Below are 26,612 nucleotides of genomic sequence, written 5' to 3' on the forward strand. Positions count from 1 at the left end.
GCGCATGTTCAGACAGCTCCTCCGCAACAGCGTGCTGCGACGCATCCTCGCAGCCCTCGGCACGCTCCTCGGCGTCGCCATCTTCGTCTTCCTGATGCTGCGCGCCATCCCCGGCGACCAGATCAGCTCCGGCCTCGGCACCGAGGCGGCCGCTCTCACGCCCTCGCAGCGCGCCGCCCTCGAGTCCTACTACGGCCTCGACCAGCCGCTCGTCGTGCAGTTCTTCTCGTGGCTGGGCAACATCTTCACCGGCAACCTCGGCTTCTCGTCCCGGGCGCAGACGAGCGTCCTCGACCTCACCGCCGCCGCCCTCCCCGTGACGTTCGAGCTGGCGATCTTCTCGATCGTGATCGCGCTGGCCATCGGCATCCCGCTCGGCATGCTCTCCGCCTCGAAGCCCGACTCGTTCCGCGACGGCGTCGGACAGGTCGTCGGCCTCGCCGGTCTCTCCATCCCCGCGTTCCTGCTCGGCACGGCACTCCTGGCGATCCTCGCCTCGTCGTTCGGCTTCAACCCGAACGGCCAGGCCTACGCCACGCTGTTCGAGGATCCGCTGCTGAACCTCCAGCAGATGCTGCTGCCCTCGATCGTGCTCGGCTTCGGCATCGCCGCACCGATCATGCGCACCACCCGCACGGCCGTGCTCGAGATCCGCTCCAACGACTTCATCCGCACCGCCAGGGCGAAGGGCGTCCCTCCGCGTCGCCTGCAGGTGCGCCACGTGCTCGGCAACGCTCTCGTGCCCATCGTCACGATGACCGGCCTGCAGTTCGGCTACCTCCTCGGCGGTGCCGTCGTGGTCGAGCAGATCTTCTCGCTCCCCGGCATCGGACGCCAGGTGCTGCTCGGCATCCAGCAGAAGGAGTACGCGCTCGTGCAGAGCACCGTGCTCGTGATCGCGCTCGCCTTCGTCATCGTCAACCTGCTCACCGACCTGCTGTACCGGGTCATCGATCCTCGGGTACGTGCCGCATGACCGACATCTCTCAGACCCCGGCCCTCGCCCCCGGCGGCGGGCGCACCATGGAGCGCGTGCGTCTCCTGCTGCGCAGCCGCAGCGGACTCACCGGCCTCATCATCGTGGTCCTGCTCGCCGTGCTCAGCCTCGTCTCGGCGTTCGGCCTGCTGCCCTTCGACCCGCTCGCGCAGGACCCGCCGTCCCGCCTGCAGCCGCCGTCGGCCGTGCACTGGTTCGGCACCGATCAGTTCGGGCGCGACGTGTTCTCCCGCGTCGCCGCCGGCGTCGCCAACTCGGCGTTGATCTCGGTCGTCGCCGTGGCCTTTGCGACCGTGGTCGGCACCGTCTGCGGACTCATCGCCGGGTTCTACCGCGGCTTCTCCGACGGGGCGATCACCGCGGTCACGAACGTGCTGTTCGCCTTCCCACCGCTGCTGCTCGCGCTCTCGCTGGCTTCGGTGTTCGAGCGCAACTGGTTCACCATCGCCGTGGCCATCGCGATCGTCTACGTGCCGATCTTCATCCGCGTCACCCGCGGGCCCGTGCTGTCGCTGCGCGAGGTCGAGTACGTCAAGGCCGCCAAGAGCACCGGCCAGAGCCGCATGGCGACCATGTTCCGCCACGTGCTGCCGAACATCACGTCGATCATCATCGTGCAGGTCACGCTCTCGCTCTCGTGGGCTGTGCTCACCGAGGCCTCGCTGAGCTTCCTCGGACTCGGCACGCCGCCGCCCGCACCCTCGCTCGGTTCGATGATCTTCGAGGCGCGCACGCTCGTCACGATCGCCCCGTGGACCATGATCGCGCCCGGCGTGATCGTGGTGCTGCTCGTCGTCGGACTGAACCTGCTCGGCGACGGGCTGCGCGACAGCCTCGATCCCCGGAACAGAGGAAAGCGATGACCATGGAGGATCTCGGCGGACTGGCCACGGAGGCCAGCGATCCCCGCTATGCGGAGCTCGACCTCATGAGCGTCGCCGAACTCGCGCAGACCATGAACGAGGCGGATGCCACGGTGCCCGCCGCGGTGCAGCGCGCCCTCCCGCAGATCGTGCCCGCGATCGAGGCGACGGCCGATCGCATGGCGCAGGGCGGACGCCTGGTCTACGTCGGCGCGGGCACCCCCGGCCGCATCGGCGTGCTCGACGCCTCGGAGTGCCCGCCCACCTTCAGCACTCCGCCCGAGCTGGTGTTCGCGATCATGGCCGGAGGGCCGGGCGCGATCGTGAACCCCGTCGAGGGAGCAGAGGACGACGCGGAAGCGGGCGCAGCGGCCATCGATGCCGCGGGCATCGGTCCGCTCGACACCGTGATCGGGATCGCCTCGAGCGGACGGACGCCCTACGTGATCGCCGCCGTCCGTCGGGCGCGCGAACGCGGTGCCCTCAGCATCGGTCTCTCCTGCAACGTCGGGACCGCCCTGAGCGCGGCGGCGGAGCACGGGATCGAGGTCGAGGTCGGCCCCGAGGTGCTCTCCGGCTCCACGCGGCTCAAGTCGGGTACGGCCCAGAAGCTCGTGCTCAACATGTTCTCGACCATCTCGATGGTGCGGAACGGCAAGGCCTACGGCAACCTGATGGTGGACGTGAAGGCCACCAACCACAAGCTCCGCGAGCGGGCGATCCGAATGGTGCAGACCATCGCGGATGTCGATCGGGGCGCGGCGAAGGCGGCACTGGAGGCGACCTCATACGACGTGAAGCTCGCGTCGATCATGATCCGCCGCGGCGAGGACCTCGCTGCGGCCACCGCACGACTGGACGCGGCCGACGGTCGGCTGCGCACTGCACTGGAGGAGAACTGATGCGCGTCCTCGGACTGATCTCCGGCACCTCGCACGACGGGATCGATGCCGCCGTCGTCGACTTCACGACCAGTGGCGGCTTCACTGCCCACGGCGTGGATCTGCACGGCACGGTGCTCGCGGCGACGAGCGTGCCCTACGCCCCCGAGCTGCGGGCGCGCCTGATCGCTGCGCTGCCACCGGCGCAGACCACGCTCGCCGAGGTGGCGGAGCTCGACACCCTCATCGGGCAGGCGTTCGCCGCGGTCGCGGCCGACATCGCGGCAGCGGTCGGCGGTGTCGATGCCGTGTGCTCGCACGGGCAGACCGTCTACCACTGGGTCGACGGCGCGCACGCGCTGGGCACCCTGCAGATCGGGCAGCCGGCCTGGATCGCCGAGAAGGTCGGCGCCCCCGTGGTCTCCGACATCCGCATCCGCGACATCACGGTCGGCGGCCACGGTGCCCCGCTGGTGTCGTTCCTCGACGAGCTGCTGCTGCGTTCGCGCGCCGGGGTCTCTGCAGCCCTCAACCTGGGCGGCATCTCGAACATGACCGTGGTGCGGCAGGACGGCCTGGTCGCGTACGACATCGGCCCCGCGAACGCACTGGTCGACGCGGTCATCGTCGAGCACGACCTCAACCCGCTCGGCTACGACGACGACGCCGCGATCGCCCGCACGGGTCAGGTCGACGAGGCGCTGCTGGCTGCTCTGCTCGACGACCCGTACTACGCTCTCACCCCGCCCAAGAGCACGGGCAAGGAGCACTTCCACCTCGGCTACGTGCACGAGCACCTCGCCGCGCAGAACCGGGAGATCCCGGTCGCCGATGTGGTGCGCACCCTGACCGAGCTCACGGTCCGCACGGTCGCGCGCGACGTGGAGGCCGCCGGCATCGGGTTCCTTGCCGTGTCGGGCGGCGGATGCCGCAACCCGCTGATCCTCGACGGACTGCGCGCCGCGCTGCCGGACACCGAGGTCGTGCTGGCCGACGAGCTGGGCGCCGCGGCCGACAGCAAGGAGGCGATCCTCCTCGCTCTCATCGGCTGGTCCACGATGCACGGCGTCCCCGCGATCGTCCCCGGCGGCACCGGAGCGCGCGAGCCGCGCATCCTCGGCACCATCACGCCCGGTGTCGGACCGCTGCAGATGCCCGAACCCGTCGCCTCCATCGACTCCCTCGTGCTCACGGAGGCCGCGGCATCGTGAGCCTCCAGGTGCGCCCCGCCACCCCGGACGACCTGTCCGGGGTGCTCGAGGTGTTCCTCGCGTGCTGGCGGGAGAGCTACCGGGGTGTTCTCCCCGACGCGGGGATCGACGCGATGACGGATGAGCGTGCCGAGGCCCTGTGGCGCCGGGTGCTCGCCGAACCGGTCGGCGTCGTGCTCGTGGCCGTGCGCGACGGCGGGATCGTCGGGATCACCCGGTACGCCGCGACCACTGCCGACGACGGGCGGATCGACGGGGCCGTGCACTCCCTGTACGTTTCGCCACGCGCCCATGGCGGTGGGATCGGCGGTGCGCTGCTGGCGCAGGCGACCGCAGACCTGCGGGACGCCGGCGCCGAGGCCGCGACGCTGTGGGTGTTCGCGGCGAACGCGCCGTCGATCGGCTTCTACGAGGCGAAGGGCTGGCACCCCGACGGCGCCACCCGCACGCAGCCGGAGTTCGGTGAGCCCGAACAGCGCATGCGCAAGGAGTGGGCATGAGCGGAGTCCTGAGATGAGCGCCGTGAAGCGCATCCGCGTGCTCCGCGTCCCGTCGCCCCTGGTGCGTCCGTTCGTCACGGCGGTGCGGCAGACGGAGCACCTCGACGTCGTGCTCGTCGAGGTGAGCGACGTCGACGGTCGTCGAGGATACGGCGAAGCCGCCGTGAGCTGGCGCGTGACGGGGGAGAGTCCGCAGAGCGTCGCCGCCGTGGTGGCAGGACCCCTCGCCGAGGTCGTGCTCGGACGGAACGTCGGTGATCCCGGGATCGCCGCCGACATCGCCCGTGCAGTGTGGGGCAATGCCGCGGCCCGCAGCGCGGTCGAGTGCGCCGTCGCCGACCTCGCCGCCCAGCAGCGCGGACTCCCGCTTGCGCAGAGCCTCACGAGCGCACCGGCGCCCGCGCGCATCCGCACCGACATGACCCTGTCCGCGGGCGAGCCGTCCGCGCTGGCAGCCGTTTCCGAGGAGCACGTCGCCGCGGGCTTCGGATGCCTCAAGATCAAGGCGTCCGCTGCGCACGACACGATCGCCGGGCTCCGGGCCGTGCGTGCCGCGGTCGGGCCTGGCATCACGCTGCGGATCGATGCGAACCAGGCCTGGGATGTCGAGACCGCGATCCGGGTGATCCGGTCCGCCGAAGACGAGGGGCTCGGGCTCGAACTCGTCGAGCAGCCGGTCGCCGCGCACGACCTCGACGCGCTCGCCGCGGTCACGGCCGCCGTCGACACCCCGATCATGGCCGACGAGTCGGTGCGCACGGCGCGGGATGTCCGGGTCATCGCCGACCGTGGTGCCGCAGACCTCGTGAACATCAAGCTCGCCAAGACCGACGGCCTGGCCGAGGCGGTCGCCGCTGCCGAGGTCGCTCGCACCGCAGGTCTGGGCGTGGTGATCGGCTGCATGATGGAATCGCACGTCGGCGTGACGGCCGCCGCCCACCTGGCCGCCGCTGTCGCCCCCGACGTCGTGCACGACCTGGATGCCGCGTTGTGGCTGCGGAGCTCGCCCGTGGTGGGTGGCGTGGCGCTGTCCGGAGACATGCTGGAACTCGGATCGGGCACCGGGCTGGGCATCACCGCCCTCGCATCCGATACCCGGCCCGACACCCTCGTCGACCTCGTCGACCGCTCAGAGGTGCGCGCATGACCGCCGCCGTTGCCGTCACCGCTGTCCTGGCGACGGATGCCGCTCCGCGGGGCGCCGTCGCCGGTGTCGTGACCGACGCGGGCCGTGACGTCGCCCCGGGTGGTCTGGCTGACCTGGCCGGAACCCCGATGACCACAGCGACCGCCTTCGACATCGCCTCGGTGTCGAAGGTCGCCGCGACCACGACCGTGATCCTGCGACTGGTGAGTCGTGGAGACCTCGGCTTCGACGATCCGGTCGACCGACTCGTGCCCGGCACCGCCTGCGCCCCGGGCACGACCGTGCGCCATCTGCTCCAGCACCGTGCAGGACTCTGGGAGTGGCAGCCGCTCTACCTCGACCGCGAGCACGCCGGTGATGCCGCTGCGGCCGCCGACGCCCTCCCGCTGCGCTACGGCCTCGACGAAGGCCGTCATTACTCCGACCTCGGGTTCATGCTCCTCGGCCGCATCGTCGCGGCGGTCACCGGACTGCCCCTGGATGCCGCGGTGCGCGAATTGGTGACCGCGCCCCTCGGCCTCGATCACACCGGGTACGGACCCGTCGACCGCCCCGTCGCCTCGTCCGCCGTGGGCGACGCCGCCGAGCGTCGCATGGTCGCGACCGGAGAGCCGTATCCGATCCTCACCGCCGACAAGGGCTTCGCCTGGCGCGACGGGGAGATCGCCGGCGTCGCGAACGACGGCAACTGCTTCCATGCGTTCGGGGGTGTCTCCGGTCACGCCGGGCTGTTCAGCACCGTCGAAGACCTGCTGACCCTGGGGGCGGCGCTCGCCGCTCCGGAGCGGCATCCGGAGCTGTGGGGGCCGGATACGGTCGCCGAACTGTTCCGGGACGGACCGGATGCCGGGCAGGCGCTGGGCTGGCGCAGCGAGACGATCGCCGTCTCCGGGCGGCCGACCCGCATGGTCTGGCACCCGGGATTCACAGGCTGCGCCCTCGGGCTCGTTCCGGGAACGGGAGCAGCCGCCGTGCTGCTGACCAACCGCCTGTTCGCGGTCACACCCGCACCGACCGATCTGCTGTGGCGCGCCGCGCTTCCCGCACTCCTCGACGACCACGAACCTCTCCGCGAAAACGAAGGAACGAGAACACCATGAGCACCACCGAGCCCGTGCTGAGCATCAGCGGCCTCGCCGTCGCCTTCCGGACCGGTTCCGAGCTGGTCACCGCGATCAGCGACGTGAACATCGACATCGCCGCCGGTGAGACGGTCGCGATCGTGGGCGAGTCGGGGTCGGGCAAGTCGACCACCGCGGCCGCGGTCAACCGTCTGCTCCCCGAGAACGGGGTGATCACGGCCGGCAGCATCCGCTTCGACGGGCGCGAGCTGACCGACCTGCCCGAGAACGCGATGATCTCCCTGCGCGGCGCCGGGATCGGCCTCGTGCCGCAGGACCCGATGTCGAACCTCAATCCGCTCATGCGCGTGGGCGAGCAGATCGGCGAGGCGCTCGAGGTGCACGGCCACACACACGGCGATGCCACGAAGGCGCGGGTCGTCGAGCTGCTCGAGATGGTGGGGATCGCGGATGCCGCGCAGCGCGCCCACCAGTACCCGCACGAGTTCTCCGGCGGCATGCGCCAGCGCGTGCTGATCGCGATGGGTCTGGCCTGCAAGCCGCGCCTGCTGATCGCGGACGAGCCCACCTCCGCCCTCGATGTGACCGTGCAGCGACGCATCCTGGACCAGCTCGACACGCTCACCGACGAGCTCGGCACCGCGGTGTTCCTGATCACGCACGACCTGGCCCTCGCCGCCGAGCGCGCCGACCGCATCGTCGTGATGTTCCGCGGCCGCGTCGTCGAGGAGGGCACCTCGGCGCAGGTGCTCGGCGCCCCGCAGCACGAGTACACCCGGCAGCTGCTCGCCGCGGCCCCGAGCCTCGCCTCGCGCCGGGATGCGCTGCCGCAGCGCGAGGCCGCCACGAGCACGCCTTTCGTCGAGATCCGGAACCTCCGCAAGGAGTTCGCCCTCCGCGCGCCCAAGGCCGGGGAGCCGCAGACCTTCACGGCCGTCGACGGCGTCAGCTTCGAGATCCGCCGCGGCACCACGGTGTCGATCGTGGGAGAGTCGGGCTCCGGCAAGTCCACCACCGCGAACATGGTGCTCGGGCTCGAAGACGCCACGTCCGGCTCGATCCTGTTCGACGGGCTCGACCTCACCACGCTCCGCCGCAAAGAGCTGTTCGCCCTGCGTCGTCGTGTGCAGCCGGTGTTCCAGAATCCCTACGCCTCGCTCGACCCGCGTTACACGATCGAGCAGTCGATCGCCGAGCCGCTGCGCGTGCACCGCATCGGCACCACGGCCTCGCGTCACGCGCGCGTGCTCGAGCTGTTGGAGCAGGTCGCGCTGCCGGCCGCCATGGCCGAGCGCCTGCCGCACGAGCTCTCGGGCGGACAGCGTCAGCGTGTGGCGATCGCCCGGGCCCTGGCGCTCGAACCCGAGCTCGTGGTGCTCGACGAGGCGGTGTCGGCGCTCGACGTGCTGGTGCAGGCGCAGATCCTCGACCTGCTCGCCGACCTGCAGAAGCGCCTGGGCCTGAGCTACCTCTTCATCAGCCATGACCTCGCCGTGGTGCGGATGATCTCCGACGAGGTGCACGTCATGCAGCGCGGTGTCGTGGTCGAGAGCGGCACGCCCGAGCGCATCTTCGACGCCCCGCAGCACCCGTACACGCGCGAGCTGCTGGCCGCGATCCCCGGGGCTTCGCTGGCGTCCTGACCGAGTTCCGATCCCGCGAGGTTCTCCGGCGGCCGCGGGCTCAGCGTCTGCGGTCGTCGTCGTCCCAGGGGCCTTCCCACCAGCCGGCGCGCCCGTCGTCCGAGCCGCCGCGTCCTCGGCGCGAGCGCACGAACTGCACGATGAACACCGTCAGCGAGCTGAGCAGGATGAGGAAGACGACGAGGAACAGCAGGTCGTTCTGATTCATGGGCGTTTCCCCTCCGCGGCATCCGCCACGATCTTCGCGATGCGGGCGGACCGGGTCTCCGGCCGCTTGGCCATCGCGATGTGCGTGAGGCCGAACTTCTTGACCGACTTCGGGAACGCGTCCCAGCTCTCGCGTGCGGCGGGGACGGCATCGAGCGCGGCGGAGAGCTCCTCGGGTTCGATCCCGGCCTCCGGTCCGTCGAGAACCGTCCAGGAGCCGTTCGCCTTCGCCACCTCGAGCACACGGATACCGGCGGGAGCCAGTAGCCCCTCGGCCTCGAGCTCCGCGATGCGCGCCTTGTTCGTGGCCGCCCAGCCGCTGCCGGGACGACGAGGAGAGAACCACTGACCGTTGGCGCGGTCGCCCGTGCCGTCGTCGAACACGCGCACCGGGCCGTCGATCCATCCGAAGCAGAGTGCCTGCCGCACGGCGTCCTCGTAGCCGACGCCGTCGGACGATCCGCGCACGCTGAGCAGCCAGACGCCCGCCGTGCGCTCATGGTTCTCCGCGAGCCAGACACGCCAGGCCGCGGCATCCGCCGCTCTGAGCCGTTCGCCGTCGTCGAGCGCGCCCATGGCTACTTCTTGGTCTTCACCGTCGTGATCGTCTCGGTGATCCGCGGCAGCAGGTCGGCCACCGACTGCACGATCTCGTCGGGGCGGAACGGGTACTTCTCGATCTCGGCCTGATCGCTGATGCCGGTGAGTACCAGCACCGTGTGCAGGCCCGCCTCGATGCCGGCGACCACGTCGGTGTCCATGCGGTCGCCGATCATGCCGGTGCGCTTCGAGTGCGCGCCGATCTTGTTCAACGCCGAACGGAACATCATCGGGTTCGGCTTGCCGACGACGTACGGCTCCTTACCGGTGGCCTTGGTGATGAGGGCGGCGATCGCTCCGGTGGCGGGGAGCGGTCCGTCGGTGCTCGGGCCCGTGGCATCGGGGTTCGTGACGATGAAGCGCGCACCGCCGATGATGAGGCGGATGGCCTTGGTGATCGCCTCGAACGAGTAGTTGCGCGTCTCGCCGACGACCACGAAATCGGGGTTCGTCTCGGTCATGATGAAGCCGGCATCGTGCAGGGCGGTGAGGATGCCGGCCTCGCCGATCACGAACGCCGAGCCGCCGGGGAGCTGCTGCTTCAGGAAGTCGGCGGTCGCGAGCGCCGAGGTCCAGATGCGCTCCTCGGGCACGTGCAGCCCGCTGATGCGGAGGCGTGCCGACAGGTCGCGCGCGGTGAAGATCGAGTTGTTGGTGAGCACCAGGTACGGGATGCCTGCGCTCTCCCAGCCGGCGAGCAGTTCGGAGGCTCCGGGGATGGCGTCGTTCTCATGGACGAGCACGCCGTCCATGTCGGTCAGCCAGCATTCGATGTCGTCACGTTGTGCCATGTGCACAGCCTAGAGGCCGGAGGTGACGCGCACCTGACCGTGTTGCGGCGGTGGCTAGGCGCTCAGCCAGACCACCTGGGTCGCGCCATCGGGCAACGCCGCTTCCGTGCCGTCGATCTCGGCCCCGGATGCCGTGACCGTCACGGTCGACGCGACCGCCAGTCCGAGTGCTTCGAGGGCTCGGAGCAGCTCGGGGTCGCGGTCGTCGACCCGCAGCACCTGTCCCGTGTGCCCGACCGGCGCGTCGGCGAGCAGCACGAACGGTACGCGCTCGATGCGACCGTCGGCGTCGGGGATCGCGTCGCCGTGCGGATCGAAGCGGGGGCGTCCCAGGCGCGCGTCGATGCCTTCGAGCAGTCGGTCGCTGATGGTGTGCTCGAGCACCTCGGCCTCGTCGTGCACCTCGTCCCAGCCGTAGTCGAACTCCTGCACCAGCCAGGTCTCGATCAGGCGGTGTCGGCGCACCATCGCGAGGGCGCGCGCCGTGCCCGTGTCCGTCAGCCGCACCGCGCCGTAGGGCACGTGCGAGACGAGGCCGGCGGCGGCGAGCTTCTTCACCATCTCGGTGACGGACGACGGCGCGATGCCGAGCTTCGCGGCGAGCACCGAGGGAGTGATCGGTGCGTCCTGCCACTCGGTGTGCGCGTAGACGGTCTTCAGATAATCGTCAGCTGCCGGGGATGCCACCGGTCCAGCCTACGTGGTGCTGTCGCGCGCCCACGCGGTGAGTCCGTGGATGAGTGCCCGCACCCCGATCTCGAACGTGCGGCGGGCGGGGTCCGTGCTGAGCTGCGCCCTGGCGGCCTCGGCCTCGGCGAACGTCGGGAAATCCGGCGCGAGTGCACCCGGGGCCATGTTGTCTGCGGGCGCGAGGGCATCCAGGGCGGAGCCGATGATGAACGACTCCAGCGCCACGATGGCGTCCACGATGGTGACGGTCGGCCAGCCGTCGTCCGCGAGCAGGCGTGCGATCTGCTCGTAGTCGGCGAACGAGCCCTCGTCGGCATCGATCGGTGAGGTCGCCAGCATCACCATGGCCTCGGGGGCGGCGATCGCGGCGTCGCGGTAGCTGTGGGCCCAGGTGAGCAGTGCCTCCTCGACGGACATCTCGTGCCGCACGGGGGAGATGAGCGCGCGGCTGACCTGCCCGCGCATGGCCCGGATCACGGCGTCGCGGTTCGCGAAGTGGTGGTAGAGCGCCGAGGTGCGAACGCCCAGGGATTCCGCGAGCGCGGTCATCGTGAACTGGCGCGGTGTGCGCTGCGCGCTGAGGGCGAACGCGGCCTTCAGGATGCGCTCCTCGGTGAGCACCCGGGTCGACGGTCGGCCGACGCTGCGCGGAGATTTCGTCATCGTGCTCGATTCTGCTCGGGCGTCTGGTATTTTATTGAAACTCTTTCAATACCGAAGGATCCAATACCGACGAAGGTACAGCCATGACCGGTTTCGACGCCGACACCATTGTCACCGGCGCGCACGTGGTGACGATGGACCCGCGCCGCCCGCATGCCACCGCCTTCGCGGTGCGTGACGGTCGCTTCCTCGCCGTGGGTGACGACGCCCTGGTCCGCGAGCTGCGCGGGCCCCGCACCGTCGTGCGCGACCTCGGCGGCGCGACCGTGACCCCCGGCCTCATCGACGCGCACCTGCATCCGATCCAGGGGATCGAGCTGACGGCCGGGATCGACCTGGGCGGTCTCACCACCGGCGCGGCGCTGCTGACCGCGCTGCGCGCCGAGGCCGATCGTGCGCTCGCCGAAGATGCCGACCCGTGGGTGCGCGGCTGGAACCTCGACTACGACGTGTTCCACGAGCTGCCCATGACGGCGGAGGCGATCCAGGATGCGGTGCGCGGACTCCCCGCGCTGTTGATCGTGTTCGACGGCCACACCGCCCTCGCCAGTCGTGCCGGACTCGAGCGTGCGGGCATCACCCGCGCACGCGAGTTCGAGGACTCGTCCTGCGTCGTCGTCGATGCCGACGGCCGCCCGACCGGGGAACTGCGCGAGCTCGGCGCCTATGAGCCCGTGCGACTGAGCGCCCCGGCACTGACCCGCGATCAGACCCTCGCGGTCGGCCATGATCTGCTGCGCGGCCTGCGCGACTCCGGCCTCACCGGCGGCACGATCATGGATGGCGGCTTCGCCACGCTCGCACTGCTCGACGCCCTGGAGCAGGGGCCGGGGCTGCCGATCCGCATCGTCTCGGCCATCGACCACGAGCCGGGCTTCGACGAGGATCGGACCGCCGCGAACCTCGCGATGCGCGACCGCCGTGGTGACCGGTGGCGCGGGGGCGTGGTCAAGCTCTACGCCGACGGCGTGGTCGAGACCGGCACCGCCTGGCTGCACGAACCCGACAGCGCGGGCGCGGGCCTGGAGCCGTTCTGGAAGGACGTGGCCGCCTATGCCCGCACCGTGCGCAGATACGCCGAGGCCGGATTCCAGGTGGCGACGCACGCGATCGGCGACCGGGCCGTCGGGGAAGTCGTCGACGCCTATCTCGCGGCCGGGGTGCGCGGCGCCGCAGGAGCTCCGCACCGCATCGAGCACCTCGAGACCACGACCGACCGCGACGTGGCCCGTATCGCCGCAGCCGGGATCACCGCCTCGATGCAGCCCCTGCACATGCAGTGGCGCAAGGCCGACGGCTCGGATGACTGGTCGAGCAGGCTCGGGCCCGTGCGTGCGGCTCGCGCCTGGCGTGTGCGCGACTACTGGGAGGCCGGGGCGCCCCTCGCCCTCGGGTCGGACTGGCCCATCGCGCAGAACGATGCCCGCATCGGCCTCGCGTGGTCGATGCTGCGCCGCCGCCCGGGCGACCCCGACGCCCCGGTCTTCGAGCCCGACCAGGTGCTCACCCCGTACCAGGCGCTGCACGGATACACCGTCGGCGCCGCCCGGGCCCAGGGAGATGCCGACCTCGGCTGCATCGCCCCCGGGTTCCGGGCCGACTACGCCGTGTGGGCGGAGAACCCGCTGCACGTCTCCCCGGACGACCTCCCCGACCTCCCCGTGCAGGAGACCGTCGTCGGTGGCACCGAGCCCTGACCCCGGGCTCGACCGCACCCTCCCGCACCTTCCCGCGCTCTCCCTTCGGATTCGTACCCCCCCCTTCACACTGAGGTGACTCCCATGCCTGAATTCGGCGCTCTCGCGCTCCTCCCGATCGTGGTGATCCTGATCGTCGCGGTCGCCACCAGACGCACCCTCTTCGCCCTGTTCTGCGGCACCGTCGCCGGGGCACTGATCCTCGGCGGCTGGGGCGGCTTCGACGTCTGGGTCGAATACACCGGAAAAGCCCTCTCCAACGAGACGGCGCAGTGGCTGCTGCTGATCGTCGCGCTGTTCGGCATCCTGATGATGCTGTTCGAGAAGTCCGGCATCGTGACCGACTTCGCGAACTGGGCCGAGCGGTTCGTCACCTCCCGCCGCAAGTCGATGGTGCTGACGTTCCTGTTGTCGGTCGTGCTGTTCGTCGACGACTACCTGAACGTGCTCACCACGGGCACGTCGATGAAGCAGGTCACCGACCGCTATCGGGTGCCGCGCACGCAGCTCGGCGCGATCATGAAGATGACGGCCGCGCCGATCGCCGTCCTGATCCCGGTCTCGACGTGGGCGCTGTTCTTCTCCGGACTGTTCGAGGCGCAGGGGGTCACGGTCGGAGGCACCGGGTTCGGTGCCTACCTGCAGGCGATCCCCTTCATCTTCTTCGGCTGGGCGGCTCTCGCCGTCGCGCTTCTCATGAGCATCGGCTGGCTACCGAAGCTCGGCGCGATCAAGCGTGACGCGATCCGGGCGGAGCGGGACGGCGACGTCTTCCCGCTCGGCACCACCGACGACGAGCGACGGGCCGAAGGCGCGGCGCTCCTGGCCGAGCTGAAGGCCGACGACCCCGACGGCTCGACCGCGCAGCGTGTCGCGACGGCGCTCGCGACCTCGACCGAGACCGACCGCAAGCCGCAGCCGTGGGGTTTCCTGATCGCCATGGCCGTGCTCGTCGGAGTGACGATCGTGACGAACGCCAACGTCGTCGCCGGCACCGCCGCGTCTCTCGCCGTGACGATCGTGATCGTGCTCGTGCAGCGCCGACTCCGCATCCGTGGGGTGCTGGATGCCGCGCTCGAGGGCATCGAGAGCATGCTGTTCGTGATGATCCTGACGGTCCTCGCGTTCATGGTGCAGGAGATGAACATCACCCTGCAGCTGGCCGAGTTCGTGATCCAGGTCACCGAGCCCGTGCTCACCCCGGCGCTGCTGCCGGCGATCGTGTTCGCGGTGTGCGGCATCTATGCGTACGCGACCGGGTCGTTCTGGGATCTCGCCGCGGTGATCACCCCGGTCGTGCTCCCGCTGGCGCTCGCGCTCGGTGCCGATCCGATCCTCGCGGGCGCCGCGGTGTTCTCCGGGGCGGCGTTGGGCAGCACCACCTGCCTCTACGGCGACGGCATCATCCTCGCGTCGCGATCGATCGGCATCAAGCCGATCAACCTCATGCTCGCGATCCTGCCCTATGCGGGCATCGCCGCGGGGCTGTCGTTCGTGCTCTACCTGGTGACGGGCTTCGTCACGGCGTAGACGGGGCGGCTCGGTTCGCGATGGCGACGAGTCAGTTCGCGACGGCGACGAGGATGCCGAACGCGGCCTGACCGGCGAAGAACAGGATGAGGAATCCGAGGAGGGCGGCGGCCAGCGAGAGCCGGCCGTCGAACCCTTCGATCTCGGTCATCCCGATCTTGCGTGCTCGGAACGCCAGGACGAGGGTGGCGACGCCGAGTGCGAGCTGGACCCACGGGCTGGCGAGGCCGATGACGTTCGGGAACGCGATCAGCACGCCGCCGATCACGCCCGTCGCGAAGCCGATCCAGGTGAGGATGCGGACGTTGCGACGGGCGTTCTCGGCAGACATGCTTCGAGCCTATCCGGGCTCACGCTCCCGTCAGCACCAGCCAGAGCAGGGCGCCGTTGAGCGCGATCAGCAGCACGGAGGCGACGACCCCCGCAGCCGTCGTCCATCGCCGGTTGACCCAGGTCCCGAGCGTGCGCCGCTGCGCGGTGAGCACGACCAGGGGGATCAGCGCGAACGGGATGCCGAACGAGAGCACCACTTGGCTCAGGACCAGGGCGAGCGTGGGGTCGAAGCCGATGCCCAGGATCACGAGCGCGGGGATCAGCGTCACGAGTCGACGAGCAAGCAGAGGGATGCGCACGTGCAGCAGGCCGTGCATGATCTCCGCTCCTGCATAGGCGCCCACCGAGGTCGATGCCAGGCCCGAGGCGAGCAGACCCACGGCGAAGAAGGTCGCCACGACCGGCCCGAGTCCGGCGGCGAGCGCGGCATGCGCGCCCTCCAGTGAGTCGGTCCCCTCGACGCCGGCGAGATTCGCGGCGGCGAGCAGCAGGATGCAGAGGTTCACGGACCCGGCGATCACCATGGCGATCGAGACGTCCCATCGGGTGGCCGTGAGCAGGCGGCGGATGCGCGAGGTCTCGGTGCGCACGGCCTCGTCGCCGGCATGGGAGGTCGTGGCGCCGAAGCGGTCACGGGCCAGCGAGGAGTGCGCGTAGATCGCGTGCGGCATGATCGTCGCGCCGAGGATCGACGCGGCCAGCAGGACCGACCCGGTGCCTTCGAAACGGGGGACCATTCCGCCGAGCACGCCTGCCGGGTCCGGCGGGGCCACGAAGACGCCGGCGACGAATCCGATCGTGATGATCGCCATGAGGCCGATGATCACGAACTCGAACGGGCGGGCGCCGCGCCGGCTCTGCACTGTGAGCAGGATCATCGAGACGGCACCGGTGATCAGGCCGCCGAGCAGCAGCGGCACATCGAACAGCAGGTTCAGTGCCACGGCGCCGCCGATGACCTCGGCCAGGTCGGTGGCCATCGCGACGAGCTCGGCCTGCAGCCAGTACGCGCGGCGTGCCCACCGGTGCTTGAGTCGCGCCCCCAGCACCTCGGGAAGACTCTGCCCGGTGACGACGCCCAGTTTCGCGGAGAGGTACTGGATCAGCCACGCCATCACGTTGCCGGCGAGCACGACCCACACCAGCAGGTAGCCGTACTGGGCCCCCGCGGTCATGTTGCTGGCGACGTTGCCGGGGTCGAGATAGGCGACACCCGCGACGAGCGCGGGGCCGAGTAGCCACAGGCTGCGGGGGGCCCGACCCGGGGGTACGGACGGTGTCGTCATCGAGGCGGCGGAATTTTTAGGCACACCGAAACCGTAGCGTATTTTTCGGCGTACCTAAATATCTTTCGAGTCGCGCGAATTGCCGCATATGTGGCCGGGATGGGGCCAGTTGCGCGATTCGAACGGGGATACGAGGGCGATAGCCTGGCGGGATGGAAGACGCCGCCCCGCACAGCACGAGTCCCGATGCCCCCGTGGGCGCGGTGAGCACGGGTTCGATCGCTCAACCCGGCTACGGCGTCGGGCCCTGGCCCGGGGGCGAGGAGGCCTGGCCCGAAGGTGCGGAGTACGACCAGGAGCTGCTGGCTTCCGGCGACACCCGCAATGTGATCGACCGCTACCGCTACTGGCGCATGGAGGCGATCGTCGCCGACCTCGACACCCAGCGGCATCCGTTCCACGTCGCGATCGAGAACTGGCAGCACGACATGAACATCGGGTCGATCGTGCGCAGCGCCAACGCGTTCCTCGCCGACACCGTGCACATCATCGGCCGCCGCCGCTGGAACAAGCGCGGGGCGATGGTCACCGACCGCTACCAGCACGTCGTGCATCACGAAGACGTCGACACGTTCGCCGCATGGGCCGCGGCCGAAGGGGTTTCGATCATCGCGGTCGACAACGTCGACGGCGCAGTGCCCGTCGACAAGGCCGACCTGCCTCAGCGTTGTGTGCTGCTGTTCGGCCAGGAGGGCCCGGGGCTCTCCGCCGAAGCGCTCGCCGCCGCTTCCGCCCACATCGAGATCACGCAGTACGGCTCGACGCGCTCGATCAACGCCAGTGCCGCGGCGGCCGTCATCATGTACGAGTGGTGCCGGAGATACGCGGCCTGATCCTGCGCCAGAACCCCCTCGACAGGTGGTGACCGCGGGCGTAGCGTGAGTGCCGATCGAGGAGGCCGATATGGCAGGCGTCACACCCATCCGTCCGTATCTCTGGTTCGTCGACAGTGCGCAGGAGGCGATGGACTACTACGTCTCGGTGTTCCCGAACTCGACGATCGACAGCGTCACCTTCTACCCGGACGAGAACCTCAGCGAGCATTTCGAGGGGATGACGGGGAAGGTCATCAACGGCGAGTTCACCCTGAACGGCACGCGGTTCGGCTGCATCGACGGTGGACCGGCCTTCGCCTTCAACGAGGCGATCTCGTTCGTGATCGAATGCGCCGACCAGGACGAGATCGACCACTATTGGCAGGCGCTCTCGGCCGTGCCGGAGTCGGAGGCGTGCGGCTGGTGCAAGGACCGGTTCGGCGTCAGCTGGCAGGTGATCCCCGCCGGCCTCGACCTGTTGCAGCAGCGGCCGGAGCAGATCCAGGCCCTGATGCACATGAAGAAGATCGTGATCGCGGAGCTCGAGATCGCCTGAGTCATCGGCCGTGGAGTCTCTGGACCTTCGGCAATAGCCTGGGGCCAACCACCCGAAGAGGAGCCCCGTTGCGCAGAGTCCTGGTTTTGGTCCCGCTCTCTCTCGTCGCCCTCGTTGTCGGATGCTCGCCCGCCCAGACTTTGCAGGCTTCGCCGCGACCGAGCATCACTCAGTGGAAGCCTGTACCCGAGACGCCCCTGCCAGACCTCAGCGACGTCGAGCACGCTCTCGCCCCGCAGATCCGCGAGGCGGCGATCGATGATCTGAACCTCTACTCGGACCGTACGATCATCAGAATCAGTTGGACGATCTGCGAGGCGCTCGATTCGGGGCTGACCGTCGTTGAACTCGAAGATGGCCTCAAGAAGAGCCGCTTCAACGATGAGATGATCGCCGCCTTCGTCGTGCCCTCAGTCAAGGCTCTGTGTCCTGAGCATGAAAGCAGACTCGAACACCCGTCGATCTGACGCCTGAGCTGGCGTCATGCAATCCGACAGCGCCCGAGGTCACCCGCGGTCGATGCCGAAGAGATGACGGTAGATCGCGTTGACGTCGCGATCGAGGTGGTCCATGCGCTCATGCACCGTCCGGATCTCCGTGCGCACGCCGGCGAACTCGCTGCCGGTCTCCGTGCGTACGCTCGCGAACTCGTTCCGGAACTCGGTCCGCACGCTCGCGAACTCGTTTCCCATCTCTGTCCGCACGCTCGCGAACTCGTTTCGCATCTCGGTCCGCACGCTCGCGAACTCGTTTCGCATCTCCGTGCGCACGCCGTCGAACCCGTTCTGCATCGTGCGCAGGAACATCGTCGAGATCAGTGTGATGGTGCCGAACATCCCCGCGGCGAAGACGCCGATCAGTGTCCAGACCTGTGGTTCGGTCATCCCCAGCATCCCTTCAGTGTCCCCCGATCATCGTCGAGGGCGCCAGGGGCAGGCGACGTAGTATTCCGCGGATTCCAGCGGTTGTGAAGAAGTCGCGATCGTCGATGTCCGTGCAGGAACAGCCGGACGCGGCGGCGGCGTCAGACAGTGGCCGAAAGCCAGCGACCGGACCGCACCCGCCACCCCAGGGTGCCGAGGCGTGCGAGCAGGTAGACGCCGAAGAAGGCGACCGCGAGCCAGACGAGACCGGCGGTGCCATCGACCCCGGTGGCGGCGACGATCCAGAGCGCGGGCAGGAACGGCACCAGGTTCAGACCACCGGCGATCGCCAGGTATCGGGCGTCGTTCGCGCCCATCAGCACGCCGTCGAGCACGAAGACGACGCCGGCGATCGGCTGGGCCACGGCGAGCACGAGCAGTGCCGGCTGCACGAGCGCTGCGATCTCCGCCGATCCGGTGAAGACGATGCCGAGCACGCCCGAGAGCGCGGCGATCAGCCCGCCGACGGCCACGCCGAACCAGGCGCCCCACGCGACGGTGCGGGCCAGCACACGGTGCACCTGCTGCTCGTCCCCGGCTCCGAGCTCCTTGCCGATGAGGGCCTGGGCCGCGATCGCGAGTGCATCGAGGGCGAAGGCGGCCGCGGAGAAGATCGTGAAGACGATCTGCCACCCGGCCAGCTCGTCGGTGCCGATGCCGGTGGCGACGCCGACGGTCGCGAGCAGTGCGACGCGCAGGCTCACGGTGCGCAGGAACAGCCAGCCGCCCGACGTCGCGGTGTTGCGCATGCCTGCGCCCTGTGCGCGCAGCGAGGCGCTGTGCCGGGTGGCGAGGCGGCGCACCACCAGCACGTAGGCGGCGACCATTCCCCACTGCGCGGTCACGGTGCCCGCCGCAGAACCCGCGATGCCCCAGCCGAGTCCGTAGATGAACAGCCAGTTGAGCAGGGCGTTGGCCCCGAATCCGAGCCCCGCGATCCACAGCGGCGTCATCGTGTCCTGCATGCCGCGCAGCAGACCGGTCGCGGCGAACACGATGAGCATCGCCGGCAAGCCCCACATCGAGATCACGAGGTACTCGTTCGCCTGCGCGGAAACGGCTTCGCTCGCCCCGAACAGCGAGACCAACCAGGGGGAGGACACGGCGCCGATCACCGCGAGCACGGCGCCGAGCCCGAGCGCCAGCCACATGCCGTTGACGCCGACGGAGACGGCCTCGCCGGGCTGTCCCGCCCCGAAGCGGCGAGCGACCGCCGGGGTCGTCGAGTAGGCCAGGAACACCATCAGTCCGACGATCGTCTGGAGTACAGCCCCCGCGATGCCGAGCCCGGCGAGCGGAGTGGTCCCGAGATGCCCGACGAGCGCGGCATCCACGATCAGGAAGGCGGGCTCCGCGATCAGTGCGCCGAGCGCGGGGACGGCGAGCCGCAGGATCTCTCGATTGAGGGAGGCGCGCGCGGTCATCCTCCGAGCCTATGACCTGGGGCCGACCTCACCGGCTGCGGGCCCGATCCGGGCGGTGGCGGTCGTCGTAGGGTGGAGGGGAGCTCGGATGCCACGGAGGTGCATCATGACGGATCCCAGAGAAGCGGCCGCACGATATCTCGCGAGCAGACAGCACGGCGAGAGCGTGGACGGCGACGAGGAGTCGGGCACGCCGCCCGGGATCGCCGCGGCGGTCGATCGTGCCGCATTCATCGAGACGGCCATCCAGGTGGCGATCCGCCGGGGGGAGTTCGACGACCTTCCCGGTGCGGGCAAGCCTCTCGAAGGACTCGGCACCCATCACGACCCGGACTGGTGGATCCGTCGCAAGATCGAGACCGAGAACCTCACCGGTCTCGGTCCGCCGGCGATCCTGCTGCGCACCGAGGATCGGGAGCTGGACGATCAGCTCGACCTGCTGGGGCGCGAGTCCGATGTGCGCGACGTCCTCGAGGACTTCAATCGGCGAGTGCGGGAAGCGCGCCGCCAGCTGCAGGGCGGCCCGCCCGTGGTCACCTCGCCGCGTGACGTCGACGCCGAGGTGGCCGCCTGGGCCGAGCGTCGGGCGGCGCGCCCGAAGGCCGCGCCCGCCGAGCAGCCGCGACGCCGCCGCTTCTCCCTGCGACGCCGCGGCTGATACGGATGCGACCGGGCCCCCACCCGGCCGCACCCGCGTCCCCGTTTGAACGGTCGGGCTCTGCCGACGCTTCAGGCCTCCCACAGACCGGAAGTCGCAGCAGTCGCTTCGGTCGCTTCAATCGCTTCGGTCGCTTCGCGCCGACGAGCGCGCAGCCATCCGTCCATCCCGAATCGTCCGGAGACGGTGAGGAGGAGCACGACTGCGGAGAGCACGACCATCGCCGGATACTGGGCGATCAGCTGATCCGCGCTCCAATAGAGCATGAGCGTGCCGATCGACAGGAAAGCCGCGATCCTGGTCAGGAATCCTGCGACCAGCAGCACGCCGAGAGCGACCTCGAGAGCGGGCATCACCACGCCGAACACACCGGGCGCCATGCCCATGAACGACGCGAGCGGCTCGAAGAACCACGGCACCCGAGGGTTCCCCTCCGTGCTCTGCGCCACCAGCTCGATGTCGGCCGCTCCGAATCCGGCCCGGTACTTCAGGATGCCCTCGATCAGCCAGAGCACCCCGACCGCCACCCTGGCCCCGGCGCCGAGCAGCGAGAGGGTGAGGACGCCTGCGGGTCGCGATCCGATCATGAGAGCTCGGCTGCTCCGAACACGGCCTTCGCCTTGTCGCAGTGGATCACGACGTAGGAGTACTCCGAGGTGTCGACGCCGTCGAGCGTGAAGGTCTGGGTGGCGGTGTCGAACGAGACGGCATCCACGAGCGTGCCCGCAGAGACGGCGGCCTCATCGGTGCCGTTCGTGAGGTAGACGTGCAGATCGGGGCCTTCATCTGACGAGAACCCGGACAGGGCGATCTCGTCGTCGGTCACGGTGACGGTGCCCGACACCTTCTTGTCGTTCAGGCCCGCGAAGGTGCCCGTCTTCTCGGCCAGGTCCATCTTCGTGGTCGAGGTGCCGGAGTCGGCGCTCTGCGACGCCGAAGACGAGGGCTTGGCGTTTTCCGTCGCAGCCGGCGAGCTGCACGCCGACAGGGCCAGGGCGAGGGTGAGGGCCGCGGTGGCGGCGAGAGCGATCTTGCGCATGAGATTCTCCAGTTCACTGTGTGTGCGACTCTGTGCCCGGAGCGACGGATGCCGCGGCGGATCGCACTTCGATGAACGCTACGAACGCGCAGACGCCGGTGGAGAAGACCTTTCAAGACTGTAAGGAACCGGCCGGGGGCGTGCATCGCGCGACTAGTGTCGACCCCATGCAGGAGCCAGCCGAGGTCGTCGTGGTCGAAGACGACCCCACGGTCAGGGAGGCGGTGGGCGCCTATCTGCGCGCCCACGGCTACGCGGTCTCCAGCTTCGGCGACGGTGTCTCGGCGCGGACCGCGCTGCGCGGGAGCATCCCGGACGTGGTGATCGTCGACCGGATGCTCCCGGGCATCAGCGGTGATGAGCTGTGCCGTGATCTGCGCTCGTTCTCGGACGTGCCCATCATGCTTCTCACCGCTCTCGGACAGGTGGAGGACCGCATCGAGGGCTTCGAGTTCGGCGTCGACGACTATCTCGCGAAGCCGTTCTCGCTGCGGGAGCTGCTCATGCGCGTCGGTGCGCTGGTACGGCGCTCGCAGGTGACGCAGGCCGCGGTCGGCGAGGTGCGTGCCGGCGTGTTCGCGATCGATCCGCTCCGTCGGCGCGTGTGGGTGCGCGGCGAGGAGATCGCCCTCACCGGTCGTGAGTACGACCTGCTGCACTTCCTGGTGCGCAACGAGGGGCGCCCGCTCGGTCGCGAGGAGATCCTCCGCGAAGCCTGGGGCTGGAGCTTCGGCGAGGCCTCGACGGTCACCGTGCACGTGCGCCGGCTGCGGGAGAAGATCGAGGTGGATCCGCGAGACCCCGTCCACCTGCGCACGGAGTGGGGCGTCGGATACCGTTTCTCGGCAGAGGGGGATCACTCGTGATCATGCTCGCCGGGGCCGATGTGCTGCTGATCGTGATGACGTGCCTGCTCGTGGCGGTCTGCGTCGCGGCGCTCACGCTCGCCGTGCTGCGAGTGCTGCGCCGTCGCTCTGTCCGCGCGCAGTTGATGCTGGTCGCGAGCGCGGGGGTCGTCACGATGGCGGCCTCGGTCGTCGCGATCTCGCTGGAGATGTACATCTCGACGCACGACCTGACCGTGCTCCTCGTGGTGATCGGGGTGTCCCTTGTGCTCGGGATCACGACTGCCTGGGTGGTGGCCAGGGCGATGCGTTCGTCGTTCGATCGTCTGTCGGCATCGCTCGACGAGGTGGGCCGCGGAGGTGTGATCGTCGCCGAGCAGGGAGGATCGCGCGAGCTGGACGATCTGTCGGTACGGCTCGCCGAGGTGTCGGCGAAGGTCGATGCCGCGAATGCCGAGCTGGAGCGGCTGGACTCGGCGCGACGGCGGTTCTTCGCCTGGATCTCGCACGATCTGCGCACGCCCCTGACGGCGGTCCGTGCGCTCGCCGAGTCGATCGAAGACGGCGCGGCCGATGCTCCGGAGCGCTTCGCCGGGCAGGTGCGGGTGCAGGTGGAGACGATGAGCCGCATGGTGGACGACCTGTTCGAGCTGTCGACGCTGACCTCGGGAGCCGTGCAGCTGCAGACCCAGCAGGTCGAGCTGCTCGACGTGGTCTCGGATGCGGTCGCCGACGTCGCGGCCGCCGCAGATCGCCACGGCGTGCGCATCGTCGAGCGCGGCGTGGGCGGTCACGTGCTCTGGGCGGACCCGCATCAGCTCGGACGGATCGTCGTCAACCTGCTGACCAACGCGATCCGACATGCGCCGCGCGGCACGGACATCGTCATCTCGGCCACCGAGGTCGAGCGGAACCGCCTCGTGCTCGGCATCCTCGATCACGGCGCGGGTGTCGCGGTGGAGGATCTCGACCGCATGTTCGACGTCGGCTGGCGCGAGGACGCGGCCCGCACGGCCCCGATCGACCAGGACGGCGTGGCTTCCGGGGCCGGTCTCGGCCTGTCGATCGCGCGCGGCCTGGCGCGTGCGCACGGCGGAGAGGTCTTCGCCGAGCGGACCGACGAGGGGTTCCGCATGAACGTGCTCCTGCCGTTCGGGGGAGGCGGGTCATAGGCTGGAGCGCATGACTGACGTTCTTCCCGTGGGCCTCGCCCTTGATGAGTTCAGCTCCGACATCCGCCCGCAGGACGACCTCTATCGTCACGTGAACGGGGCGTGGCTCGCCCGCACCGAGATCCCGGGCGACAAGGCGCGCTGGGGCTCGTTCCACCTCCTCGCCGAGCAGGCGGAGAAAGACGTGCGCGCGATCATCGAGGAGTCGCAGGACGCCGAGGAGGGTACCCTCGCCCGTAAGATCGGCGATCTGTTCGCGAGCTTCATGGACACCGAGCGCATCGATGCCGCCGGAGTGACGCCGCTGGCCGAGACCCTCGCCGAGATCGACGCGATCGACGGCATCCCCTCGTTCCTGCGCACCGTCGGCGCCTGCGACCGCGACGGCCGTGCATCGGTCATCGGCCTGTACGTCGACGGCGACCCGGGCAACCCCGAGCGCTACCTTCCGGTGCTCGTGCAGGCGGGTCTGTCGCTGCCGGACGAGAGCTACTTCCGCCTCGACACGTTCGCCGCCACCCGGACCGCCTACCGTGCACACCTCGAGCGGCTGCTCGGCCTGGCCGGCGTCGCCGACGCCGCGACGAACGCCGACCGTGCGATCGCGCTCGAGACCGAGCTCGCCGGGCACCACTGGGACAACGTGCGCAGCCGTGACGCGGTGGCCACCTACAACCTCAAGACGTGGGACGAACTGCAGGCGCTCGCCGGGGTGGACCTGACCCCGTGGCGCGAGGCGGTTTCGCCGTCGAACCCGGCGGCCTTCGATGAGGTCGTGGTCTCGCAGCCCAGCTTCTTCGAGGGGCTCGGCTCGCTCCTGACGTCCGAGCGCCTCGACGACTGGAAGGCGTGGCTGCGTGCCAAGGTCGTGCACGCGGCGGCTCCGTACCTGACCGATGATCTCGTGCAGGAGAATTTCTCGTTCTACGGCACCGAGCTCACCGGCGTCCCCACCATGCGCGAGCGCTGGAAGCGCGGCGTCTCGCTCACCGAGGGCGCGCTCGGCGAGGCGATCGGCAAGGTCTACGTCGAGCGGCACTACCCGCCGACGGCGAAGGCCGCGATGGACGAGCTGGTCGCGCACCTGATCGAGGCGTATCGCCAGAGCATCACCGAGCTCGAGTGGATGACGGCCGAGACCCGCGAGCGCGCGCTCGCCAAGCTCGACTCGTTCACCCCGAAGATCGGACACCCCGAGGTGTGGCGCGACTACTCGAGCCTCGAGATCGACCGGGCCGACCTGTTCGGCAACGTGCGTCGCGCATCGATCTTCGAGCACGACCGCAACGTCGACAAGGTCGGCAAGCCCATCGACCGCACCGAGTGGCACATGCCGCCGCAGATGGTCAACGCGTACTACAACCCGTCGATGAACGAGATCGTGTTCCCCGCAGCGATCCTGCAATACCCGTTCTTCGATGCCGGTCGCGACGCCGCCGCGAACTACGGGGGCATCGGGGCGGTCATCGGTCACGAGATCGGCCACGGATTCGACGACCAGGGCAGCCGCTACGACGGCGACGGCCGGTTGCAGGATTGGTGGACGGATGCCGACCGCTCGGCTTTCGAGGAACGCACGAAGGCCCTGATCGCGCAGTACGACGCGCTCGTCCCCGAGGGGCTGGATGCCGAGCACCACGTGAACGGCGCGCTCACGATCGGCGAGAACATCGGCGACCTCGGCGGACTCGGCATCGCGTTGAAGGCCTACGAGCTGTCGTTGGACGGCGCGGAGGCCCCGGTCATCGACGGGTACACGGGCGTGCAGCGCCTGCTGCTGTCGTGGGCGCAGGTGTGGCAGCAGAAGAGCCGGGATGCCGAGACGCTGCGCCTGCTGACGATCGACCCGCACTCGCCGAACGAGTTCCGCTGCAACCAGATCGTGCGCAACATCGACGCCTTCTACGAGGCGTTCGGAGTGAGCGAGACCGACGCCCTCTGGCTGCCCGCGGCATCGCGAGTGACCATCTGGTGACCAATCGTCGCACTCTGTGAAGCATCCCCCGGCGGTGGGGTTACGATAGCCCTGCCGCTGGGGAGCGTCTCCCCTCGGTATCCCGCACATCCACCCCCCTAAGGATCAGCGTGGGCGCTCTCGAGCCTGGTGAAGGCTTCCGCAACTCCTCGGCCCCCGAGTCCCTCGACGGCGCCCCGGAGGCATCCGGCGCGGGTCGCCGCTCCCAGCGCACCAGCCGTCGACTTCCACGACGAGCCGCCGCCGGACGCCGGTCGTTCACGGCCACCCTCCGCTCGCTGGAGGGGCTGGTCGATTCCGGTGCGCAGGTCTCGGTGCACGTCGTCGACCTCGACAACCATGTGCACGTGCTTGCCGGCGACGACCACGTCACGATGCCGATCGCGGGCCTCGGCGTGGTGCCGCTCCTGATCGAGGTCGCTGCGGGCTTCCAGAGCGGTGCTCTCGATCCGTTCGAGATCGTCGAGCGCGAGAGTGTCGAGGCGGTGGAGACCTCGGGACTGTGGCGTCATCTGCATGCGCCGGCGCTGCCCCTCGAAGACCTCGCCGTGATGGCGGCGACCGCGGGAGATCCCATCGCGGTGAACGCGCTGCTGCAGCGGGTCGGACACGATCGGGTGCGCGAGCGCATCGAATCGCTCGGGCTGCGTCGCACCGCGCTGCTCGACCGCTTCCGCGACCGCCGCGGCCCCGACGACGCCCCGCAGGTCGCCGTGGGATCCGCGCGGGAGCTCGCCGGGCTCTTCTCCGCTCTGGTGAACTCGCAGGTGGTCGACGCCGCCGTCAGCGCGCAGGTGTCGGAATGGCTGAGCCTCAACCAGGATCTGAGCCTGGTCGCAGCCTCCACGGGTCTCGACCCGTTCGCGCACGATCACGATGCGCACGGCCTCCTGTTCGTGAACAAGACCGGTCGCGATCGTGGAGTGCGCGCCGAGGCAGGTGTGCTCGCCGGTCCTCGTGCCGGGGTCGCCTACTCGCTCATCGTGTGCTTCGACGACCTCTCGATCACGCATCGCCTGCGTGCGCACGACGCCTTCCGCATGCTCGGCGTCGAGCTCATGGAATACACGCACTGACCCAGGGG

General features: G+C 69.7%; 29 protein-coding genes. 18 read left to right on the forward strand and 11 right to left on the reverse strand.

The window, feature by feature from the left end; translation table 11 throughout:
* Nucleotides 1-4: 4 nt before the first annotated feature.
* Genes L687_RS23420 through L687_RS23450 form a run of 8 tightly spaced genes read left to right on the forward strand, consistent with a single transcriptional unit; the run spans nucleotide 5 to nucleotide 8,324 of the window.
* The gene (locus L687_RS23420) at nucleotides 5-976 is read left to right on the forward strand and encodes an ABC transporter permease (protein ID WP_021198223.1); all 972 of its coding nucleotides are present in this window, start codon (nucleotides 5-7) and stop codon (nucleotides 974-976) included.
* A complete protein-coding gene (locus tag L687_RS23425; RefSeq protein ID WP_021198224.1) occupies nucleotides 973-1,860 on the forward strand; it encodes an ABC transporter permease in 888 nt (295 codons plus the stop codon). The genes L687_RS23420 and L687_RS23425 overlap by 4 nt, the downstream gene beginning before the upstream one ends.
* Complete coding sequence (murQ, locus tag L687_RS23430; RefSeq protein WP_021198225.1) at nucleotides 1,857-2,762, forward strand: N-acetylmuramic acid 6-phosphate etherase; 906 nt, start codon at nucleotides 1,857-1,859, stop codon at nucleotides 2,760-2,762. The genes L687_RS23425 and murQ overlap by 4 nt, the downstream gene beginning before the upstream one ends.
* Nucleotides 2,762-3,952 (forward strand): anhydro-N-acetylmuramic acid kinase, encoded by a 1,191-nt coding sequence (locus L687_RS23435; RefSeq protein WP_021198226.1) that lies wholly within the window; start codon nucleotides 2,762-2,764, stop codon nucleotides 3,950-3,952. Before murQ ends, L687_RS23435 begins: the two co-directional genes overlap by 1 nt.
* Nucleotides 3,949-4,452: a GNAT family N-acetyltransferase gene (locus tag L687_RS42645; protein WP_021198227.1), complete on the forward strand. Its 504-nt coding sequence runs from the start codon at nucleotides 3,949-3,951 to the stop codon at nucleotides 4,450-4,452. Before L687_RS23435 ends, L687_RS42645 begins: the two co-directional genes overlap by 4 nt.
* Before the next feature lie 13 nt (nucleotides 4,453-4,465).
* Entirely contained in the window at nucleotides 4,466-5,599 is a 1,134-nt protein-coding gene (locus L687_RS23445) for a dipeptide epimerase (RefSeq protein ID WP_021198228.1), read from the forward strand.
* Nucleotides 5,596-6,699: a serine hydrolase domain-containing protein gene (locus L687_RS0120645; RefSeq protein WP_021198229.1), complete on the forward strand. Its 1,104-nt coding sequence runs from the start codon at nucleotides 5,596-5,598 to the stop codon at nucleotides 6,697-6,699. The genes L687_RS23445 and L687_RS0120645 overlap by 4 nt, the downstream gene beginning before the upstream one ends.
* A complete protein-coding gene (locus tag L687_RS23450; RefSeq protein WP_021198230.1) occupies nucleotides 6,696-8,324 on the forward strand; it encodes an ABC transporter ATP-binding protein in 1,629 nt (542 codons plus the stop codon). Before L687_RS0120645 ends, L687_RS23450 begins: the two co-directional genes overlap by 4 nt.
* Nucleotides 8,325-8,364: 40 nt before the next feature.
* Here the strand turns inward: L687_RS23450 and L687_RS42650 are convergent, their stop codons facing one another.
* The 5 genes from L687_RS42650 to L687_RS23470 are packed head-to-tail and all read right to left on the reverse strand — an operon-like array spanning nucleotide 8,365 to nucleotide 11,275.
* Nucleotides 8,365-8,532: a hypothetical protein gene (locus tag L687_RS42650; RefSeq protein ID WP_021198231.1), complete on the reverse strand. Its 168-nt coding sequence runs from the start codon at nucleotides 8,530-8,532 to the stop codon at nucleotides 8,365-8,367.
* Nucleotides 8,529-9,107 (reverse strand): YdeI/OmpD-associated family protein, encoded by a 579-nt coding sequence (locus L687_RS23455; protein WP_021198232.1) that lies wholly within the window; start codon nucleotides 9,105-9,107, stop codon nucleotides 8,529-8,531. The genes L687_RS42650 and L687_RS23455 overlap by 4 nt, the downstream gene beginning before the upstream one ends.
* A 2-nt stretch (nucleotides 9,108-9,109) precedes the next feature.
* Nucleotides 9,110-9,922: an HAD-IIA family hydrolase gene (locus L687_RS23460; protein WP_021198233.1), complete on the reverse strand. Its 813-nt coding sequence runs from the start codon at nucleotides 9,920-9,922 to the stop codon at nucleotides 9,110-9,112.
* Between the two features lie 54 nt (nucleotides 9,923-9,976).
* Nucleotides 9,977-10,609 carry a metal-dependent transcriptional regulator gene (locus tag L687_RS23465; RefSeq protein ID WP_021198234.1) on the reverse strand — a complete coding sequence of 211 codons (633 nt, stop codon included), beginning with the start codon at nucleotides 10,607-10,609 and terminating at the stop codon, nucleotides 9,977-9,979.
* A gap of 9 nt (nucleotides 10,610-10,618) precedes the next feature.
* A complete protein-coding gene (locus L687_RS23470) occupies nucleotides 10,619-11,275 on the reverse strand; it encodes a TetR/AcrR family transcriptional regulator (protein WP_021198235.1) in 657 nt (218 codons plus the stop codon).
* An 83-nt stretch (nucleotides 11,276-11,358) separates the two neighbouring features.
* Here L687_RS23470 and L687_RS23475 point away from each other — a divergent pair, with 83 nt between their 5' ends.
* On the forward strand, nucleotides 11,359-12,972 hold the full coding sequence (locus L687_RS23475; protein WP_021198236.1) for an amidohydrolase: 1,614 nt from the start codon (nucleotides 11,359-11,361) through the stop codon (nucleotides 12,970-12,972).
* 84 nt (nucleotides 12,973-13,056) lie between these two features.
* Nucleotides 13,057-14,502 carry a Na+/H+ antiporter NhaC family protein gene (locus L687_RS23480; protein ID WP_021198237.1) on the forward strand — a complete coding sequence of 482 codons (1,446 nt, stop codon included), beginning with the start codon at nucleotides 13,057-13,059 and terminating at the stop codon, nucleotides 14,500-14,502.
* Between the two features lie 31 nt (nucleotides 14,503-14,533).
* Here L687_RS23480 and L687_RS23485 read toward each other — a convergent pair whose 3' ends face one another.
* A complete protein-coding gene (locus L687_RS23485; protein ID WP_021198238.1) occupies nucleotides 14,534-14,833 on the reverse strand; it encodes a hypothetical protein in 300 nt (99 codons plus the stop codon).
* A 19-nt stretch (nucleotides 14,834-14,852) separates the two neighbouring features.
* A complete protein-coding gene (locus tag L687_RS23490; protein WP_021198239.1) occupies nucleotides 14,853-16,121 on the reverse strand; it encodes an Nramp family divalent metal transporter in 1,269 nt (422 codons plus the stop codon).
* 152 nt (nucleotides 16,122-16,273) lie between these two features.
* On the opposite strand from L687_RS23490, the gene L687_RS23495 reads away from it, so the two are divergent.
* The 3 genes from L687_RS23495 (at nucleotide 16,274) to L687_RS42335 (ending at nucleotide 17,959) form a co-directional block, all read left to right on the forward strand.
* On the forward strand, nucleotides 16,274-16,954 hold the full coding sequence (locus L687_RS23495) for a TrmH family RNA methyltransferase (protein ID WP_021198240.1): 681 nt from the start codon (nucleotides 16,274-16,276) through the stop codon (nucleotides 16,952-16,954).
* Nucleotides 16,955-17,024: 70 nt separating this feature from the next.
* A complete protein-coding gene (locus L687_RS23500) occupies nucleotides 17,025-17,492 on the forward strand; it encodes a VOC family protein (RefSeq protein ID WP_021198241.1) in 468 nt (155 codons plus the stop codon).
* A gap of 86 nt (nucleotides 17,493-17,578) precedes the next feature.
* A complete protein-coding gene (locus L687_RS42335) occupies nucleotides 17,579-17,959 on the forward strand; it encodes a DUF732 domain-containing protein (RefSeq protein ID WP_021198242.1) in 381 nt (126 codons plus the stop codon).
* A 39-nt stretch (nucleotides 17,960-17,998) separates the two neighbouring features.
* Here L687_RS42335 and L687_RS0120650 read toward each other — a convergent pair whose 3' ends face one another.
* Both L687_RS0120650 and L687_RS23510 read right to left on the reverse strand, forming a co-directional pair.
* Nucleotides 17,999-18,376, reverse strand: a complete 378-nt coding sequence (locus L687_RS0120650) for a hypothetical protein (protein WP_031206665.1) — start codon at nucleotides 18,374-18,376, stop codon at nucleotides 17,999-18,001.
* 140 nt (nucleotides 18,377-18,516) lie between these two features.
* The gene (locus L687_RS23510; protein WP_021198243.1) at nucleotides 18,517-19,839 is read right to left on the reverse strand and encodes an MATE family efflux transporter; all 1,323 of its coding nucleotides are present in this window, start codon (nucleotides 19,837-19,839) and stop codon (nucleotides 18,517-18,519) included.
* Nucleotides 19,840-19,945: 106 nt separating this feature from the next.
* Here L687_RS23510 and L687_RS23515 point away from each other — a divergent pair, with 106 nt between their 5' ends.
* Entirely contained in the window at nucleotides 19,946-20,497 is a 552-nt protein-coding gene (locus tag L687_RS23515) for a DnaJ family domain-containing protein (protein WP_021198244.1), read from the forward strand.
* Between the two features lie 71 nt (nucleotides 20,498-20,568).
* Here the strand turns inward: L687_RS23515 and L687_RS41475 are convergent, their stop codons facing one another.
* Complete coding sequence (locus L687_RS41475) at nucleotides 20,569-21,084, reverse strand: DoxX family membrane protein (protein ID WP_021198245.1); 516 nt, start codon at nucleotides 21,082-21,084, stop codon at nucleotides 20,569-20,571.
* Entirely contained in the window at nucleotides 21,081-21,536 is a 456-nt protein-coding gene (locus L687_RS23525; RefSeq protein ID WP_021198246.1) for a DM13 domain-containing protein, read from the reverse strand. Before L687_RS23525 ends, L687_RS41475 begins: the two co-directional genes overlap by 4 nt.
* 167 nt (nucleotides 21,537-21,703) lie before the next feature.
* On the opposite strand from L687_RS23525, the gene L687_RS23530 reads away from it, so the two are divergent.
* From L687_RS23530 to L687_RS23545, 4 genes are all read left to right on the forward strand, one after another.
* Nucleotides 21,704-22,402 (forward strand): response regulator transcription factor, encoded by a 699-nt coding sequence (locus tag L687_RS23530; protein ID WP_021198247.1) that lies wholly within the window; start codon nucleotides 21,704-21,706, stop codon nucleotides 22,400-22,402.
* Nucleotides 22,403-22,404: 2 nt separating this feature from the next.
* Nucleotides 22,405-23,553: a sensor histidine kinase gene (locus L687_RS23535; protein ID WP_029258557.1), complete on the forward strand. Its 1,149-nt coding sequence runs from the start codon at nucleotides 22,405-22,407 to the stop codon at nucleotides 23,551-23,553.
* Nucleotides 23,554-23,563: 10 nt separating this feature from the next.
* A complete protein-coding gene (locus tag L687_RS23540) occupies nucleotides 23,564-25,528 on the forward strand; it encodes a M13 family metallopeptidase (protein WP_021198249.1) in 1,965 nt (654 codons plus the stop codon).
* A gap of 110 nt (nucleotides 25,529-25,638) precedes the next feature.
* A complete protein-coding gene (locus tag L687_RS23545; RefSeq protein ID WP_021198250.1) occupies nucleotides 25,639-26,604 on the forward strand; it encodes a serine hydrolase in 966 nt (321 codons plus the stop codon).
* Nucleotides 26,605-26,612: the final 8 nt, after the last annotated feature.

This window comes from Microbacterium maritypicum MF109, from assembly GCF_000455825.1.
Lineage (GTDB): Bacteria > Actinomycetota > Actinomycetes > Actinomycetales > Microbacteriaceae > Microbacterium > Microbacterium maritypicum_A.

Coding starts and splice junctions, on each gene's coding strand:
- L687_RS23420 (WP_021198223.1), top strand. CDS start 5: ATGTTCAGACAGCTCCTCCGCAACAGCGTGCTGCGACGCATCCTCGCA.
- L687_RS23425 (WP_021198224.1), top strand. CDS start 973: ATGACCGACATCTCTCAGACCCCGGCCCTCGCCCCCGGCGGCGGGCGC.
- murQ (WP_021198225.1), top strand. CDS start 1,857: ATGACCATGGAGGATCTCGGCGGACTGGCCACGGAGGCCAGCGATCCC.
- L687_RS23435 (WP_021198226.1), top strand. CDS start 2,762: ATGCGCGTCCTCGGACTGATCTCCGGCACCTCGCACGACGGGATCGAT.
- L687_RS23445 (WP_021198228.1), top strand. CDS start 4,466: ATGAGCGCCGTGAAGCGCATCCGCGTGCTCCGCGTCCCGTCGCCCCTG.
- L687_RS0120645 (WP_021198229.1), top strand. CDS start 5,596: ATGACCGCCGCCGTTGCCGTCACCGCTGTCCTGGCGACGGATGCCGCT.
- L687_RS23450 (WP_021198230.1), top strand. CDS start 6,696: ATGAGCACCACCGAGCCCGTGCTGAGCATCAGCGGCCTCGCCGTCGCC.
- L687_RS42650 (WP_021198231.1), bottom strand. CDS start 8,532: ATGAATCAGAACGACCTGCTGTTCCTCGTCGTCTTCCTCATCCTGCTC.
- L687_RS23455 (WP_021198232.1), bottom strand. CDS start 9,107: ATGGGCGCGCTCGACGACGGCGAACGGCTCAGAGCGGCGGATGCCGCG.
- L687_RS23460 (WP_021198233.1), bottom strand. CDS start 9,922: ATGGCACAACGTGACGACATCGAATGCTGGCTGACCGACATGGACGGC.
- L687_RS23470 (WP_021198235.1), bottom strand. CDS start 11,275: ATGACGAAATCTCCGCGCAGCGTCGGCCGACCGTCGACCCGGGTGCTC.
- L687_RS23475 (WP_021198236.1), top strand. CDS start 11,359: ATGACCGGTTTCGACGCCGACACCATTGTCACCGGCGCGCACGTGGTG.
- L687_RS23480 (WP_021198237.1), top strand. CDS start 13,057: ATGCCTGAATTCGGCGCTCTCGCGCTCCTCCCGATCGTGGTGATCCTG.
- L687_RS23485 (WP_021198238.1), bottom strand. CDS start 14,833: ATGTCTGCCGAGAACGCCCGTCGCAACGTCCGCATCCTCACCTGGATC.
- L687_RS23490 (WP_021198239.1), bottom strand. CDS start 16,121: ATGACGACACCGTCCGTACCCCCGGGTCGGGCCCCCCGCAGCCTGTGG.
- L687_RS23495 (WP_021198240.1), top strand. CDS start 16,274: ATGGAAGACGCCGCCCCGCACAGCACGAGTCCCGATGCCCCCGTGGGC.
- L687_RS23500 (WP_021198241.1), top strand. CDS start 17,025: ATGGCAGGCGTCACACCCATCCGTCCGTATCTCTGGTTCGTCGACAGT.
- L687_RS0120650 (WP_031206665.1), bottom strand. CDS start 18,376: ATGACCGAACCACAGGTCTGGACACTGATCGGCGTCTTCGCCGCGGGG.
- L687_RS23510 (WP_021198243.1), bottom strand. CDS start 19,839: ATGACCGCGCGCGCCTCCCTCAATCGAGAGATCCTGCGGCTCGCCGTC.
- L687_RS23515 (WP_021198244.1), top strand. CDS start 19,946: ATGACGGATCCCAGAGAAGCGGCCGCACGATATCTCGCGAGCAGACAG.
- L687_RS41475 (WP_021198245.1), bottom strand. CDS start 21,084: ATGATCGGATCGCGACCCGCAGGCGTCCTCACCCTCTCGCTGCTCGGC.
- L687_RS23525 (WP_021198246.1), bottom strand. CDS start 21,536: ATGCGCAAGATCGCTCTCGCCGCCACCGCGGCCCTCACCCTCGCCCTG.
- L687_RS23530 (WP_021198247.1), top strand. CDS start 21,704: ATGCAGGAGCCAGCCGAGGTCGTCGTGGTCGAAGACGACCCCACGGTC.
- L687_RS23535 (WP_029258557.1), top strand. CDS start 22,405: ATGCTCGCCGGGGCCGATGTGCTGCTGATCGTGATGACGTGCCTGCTC.
- L687_RS23540 (WP_021198249.1), top strand. CDS start 23,564: ATGACTGACGTTCTTCCCGTGGGCCTCGCCCTTGATGAGTTCAGCTCC.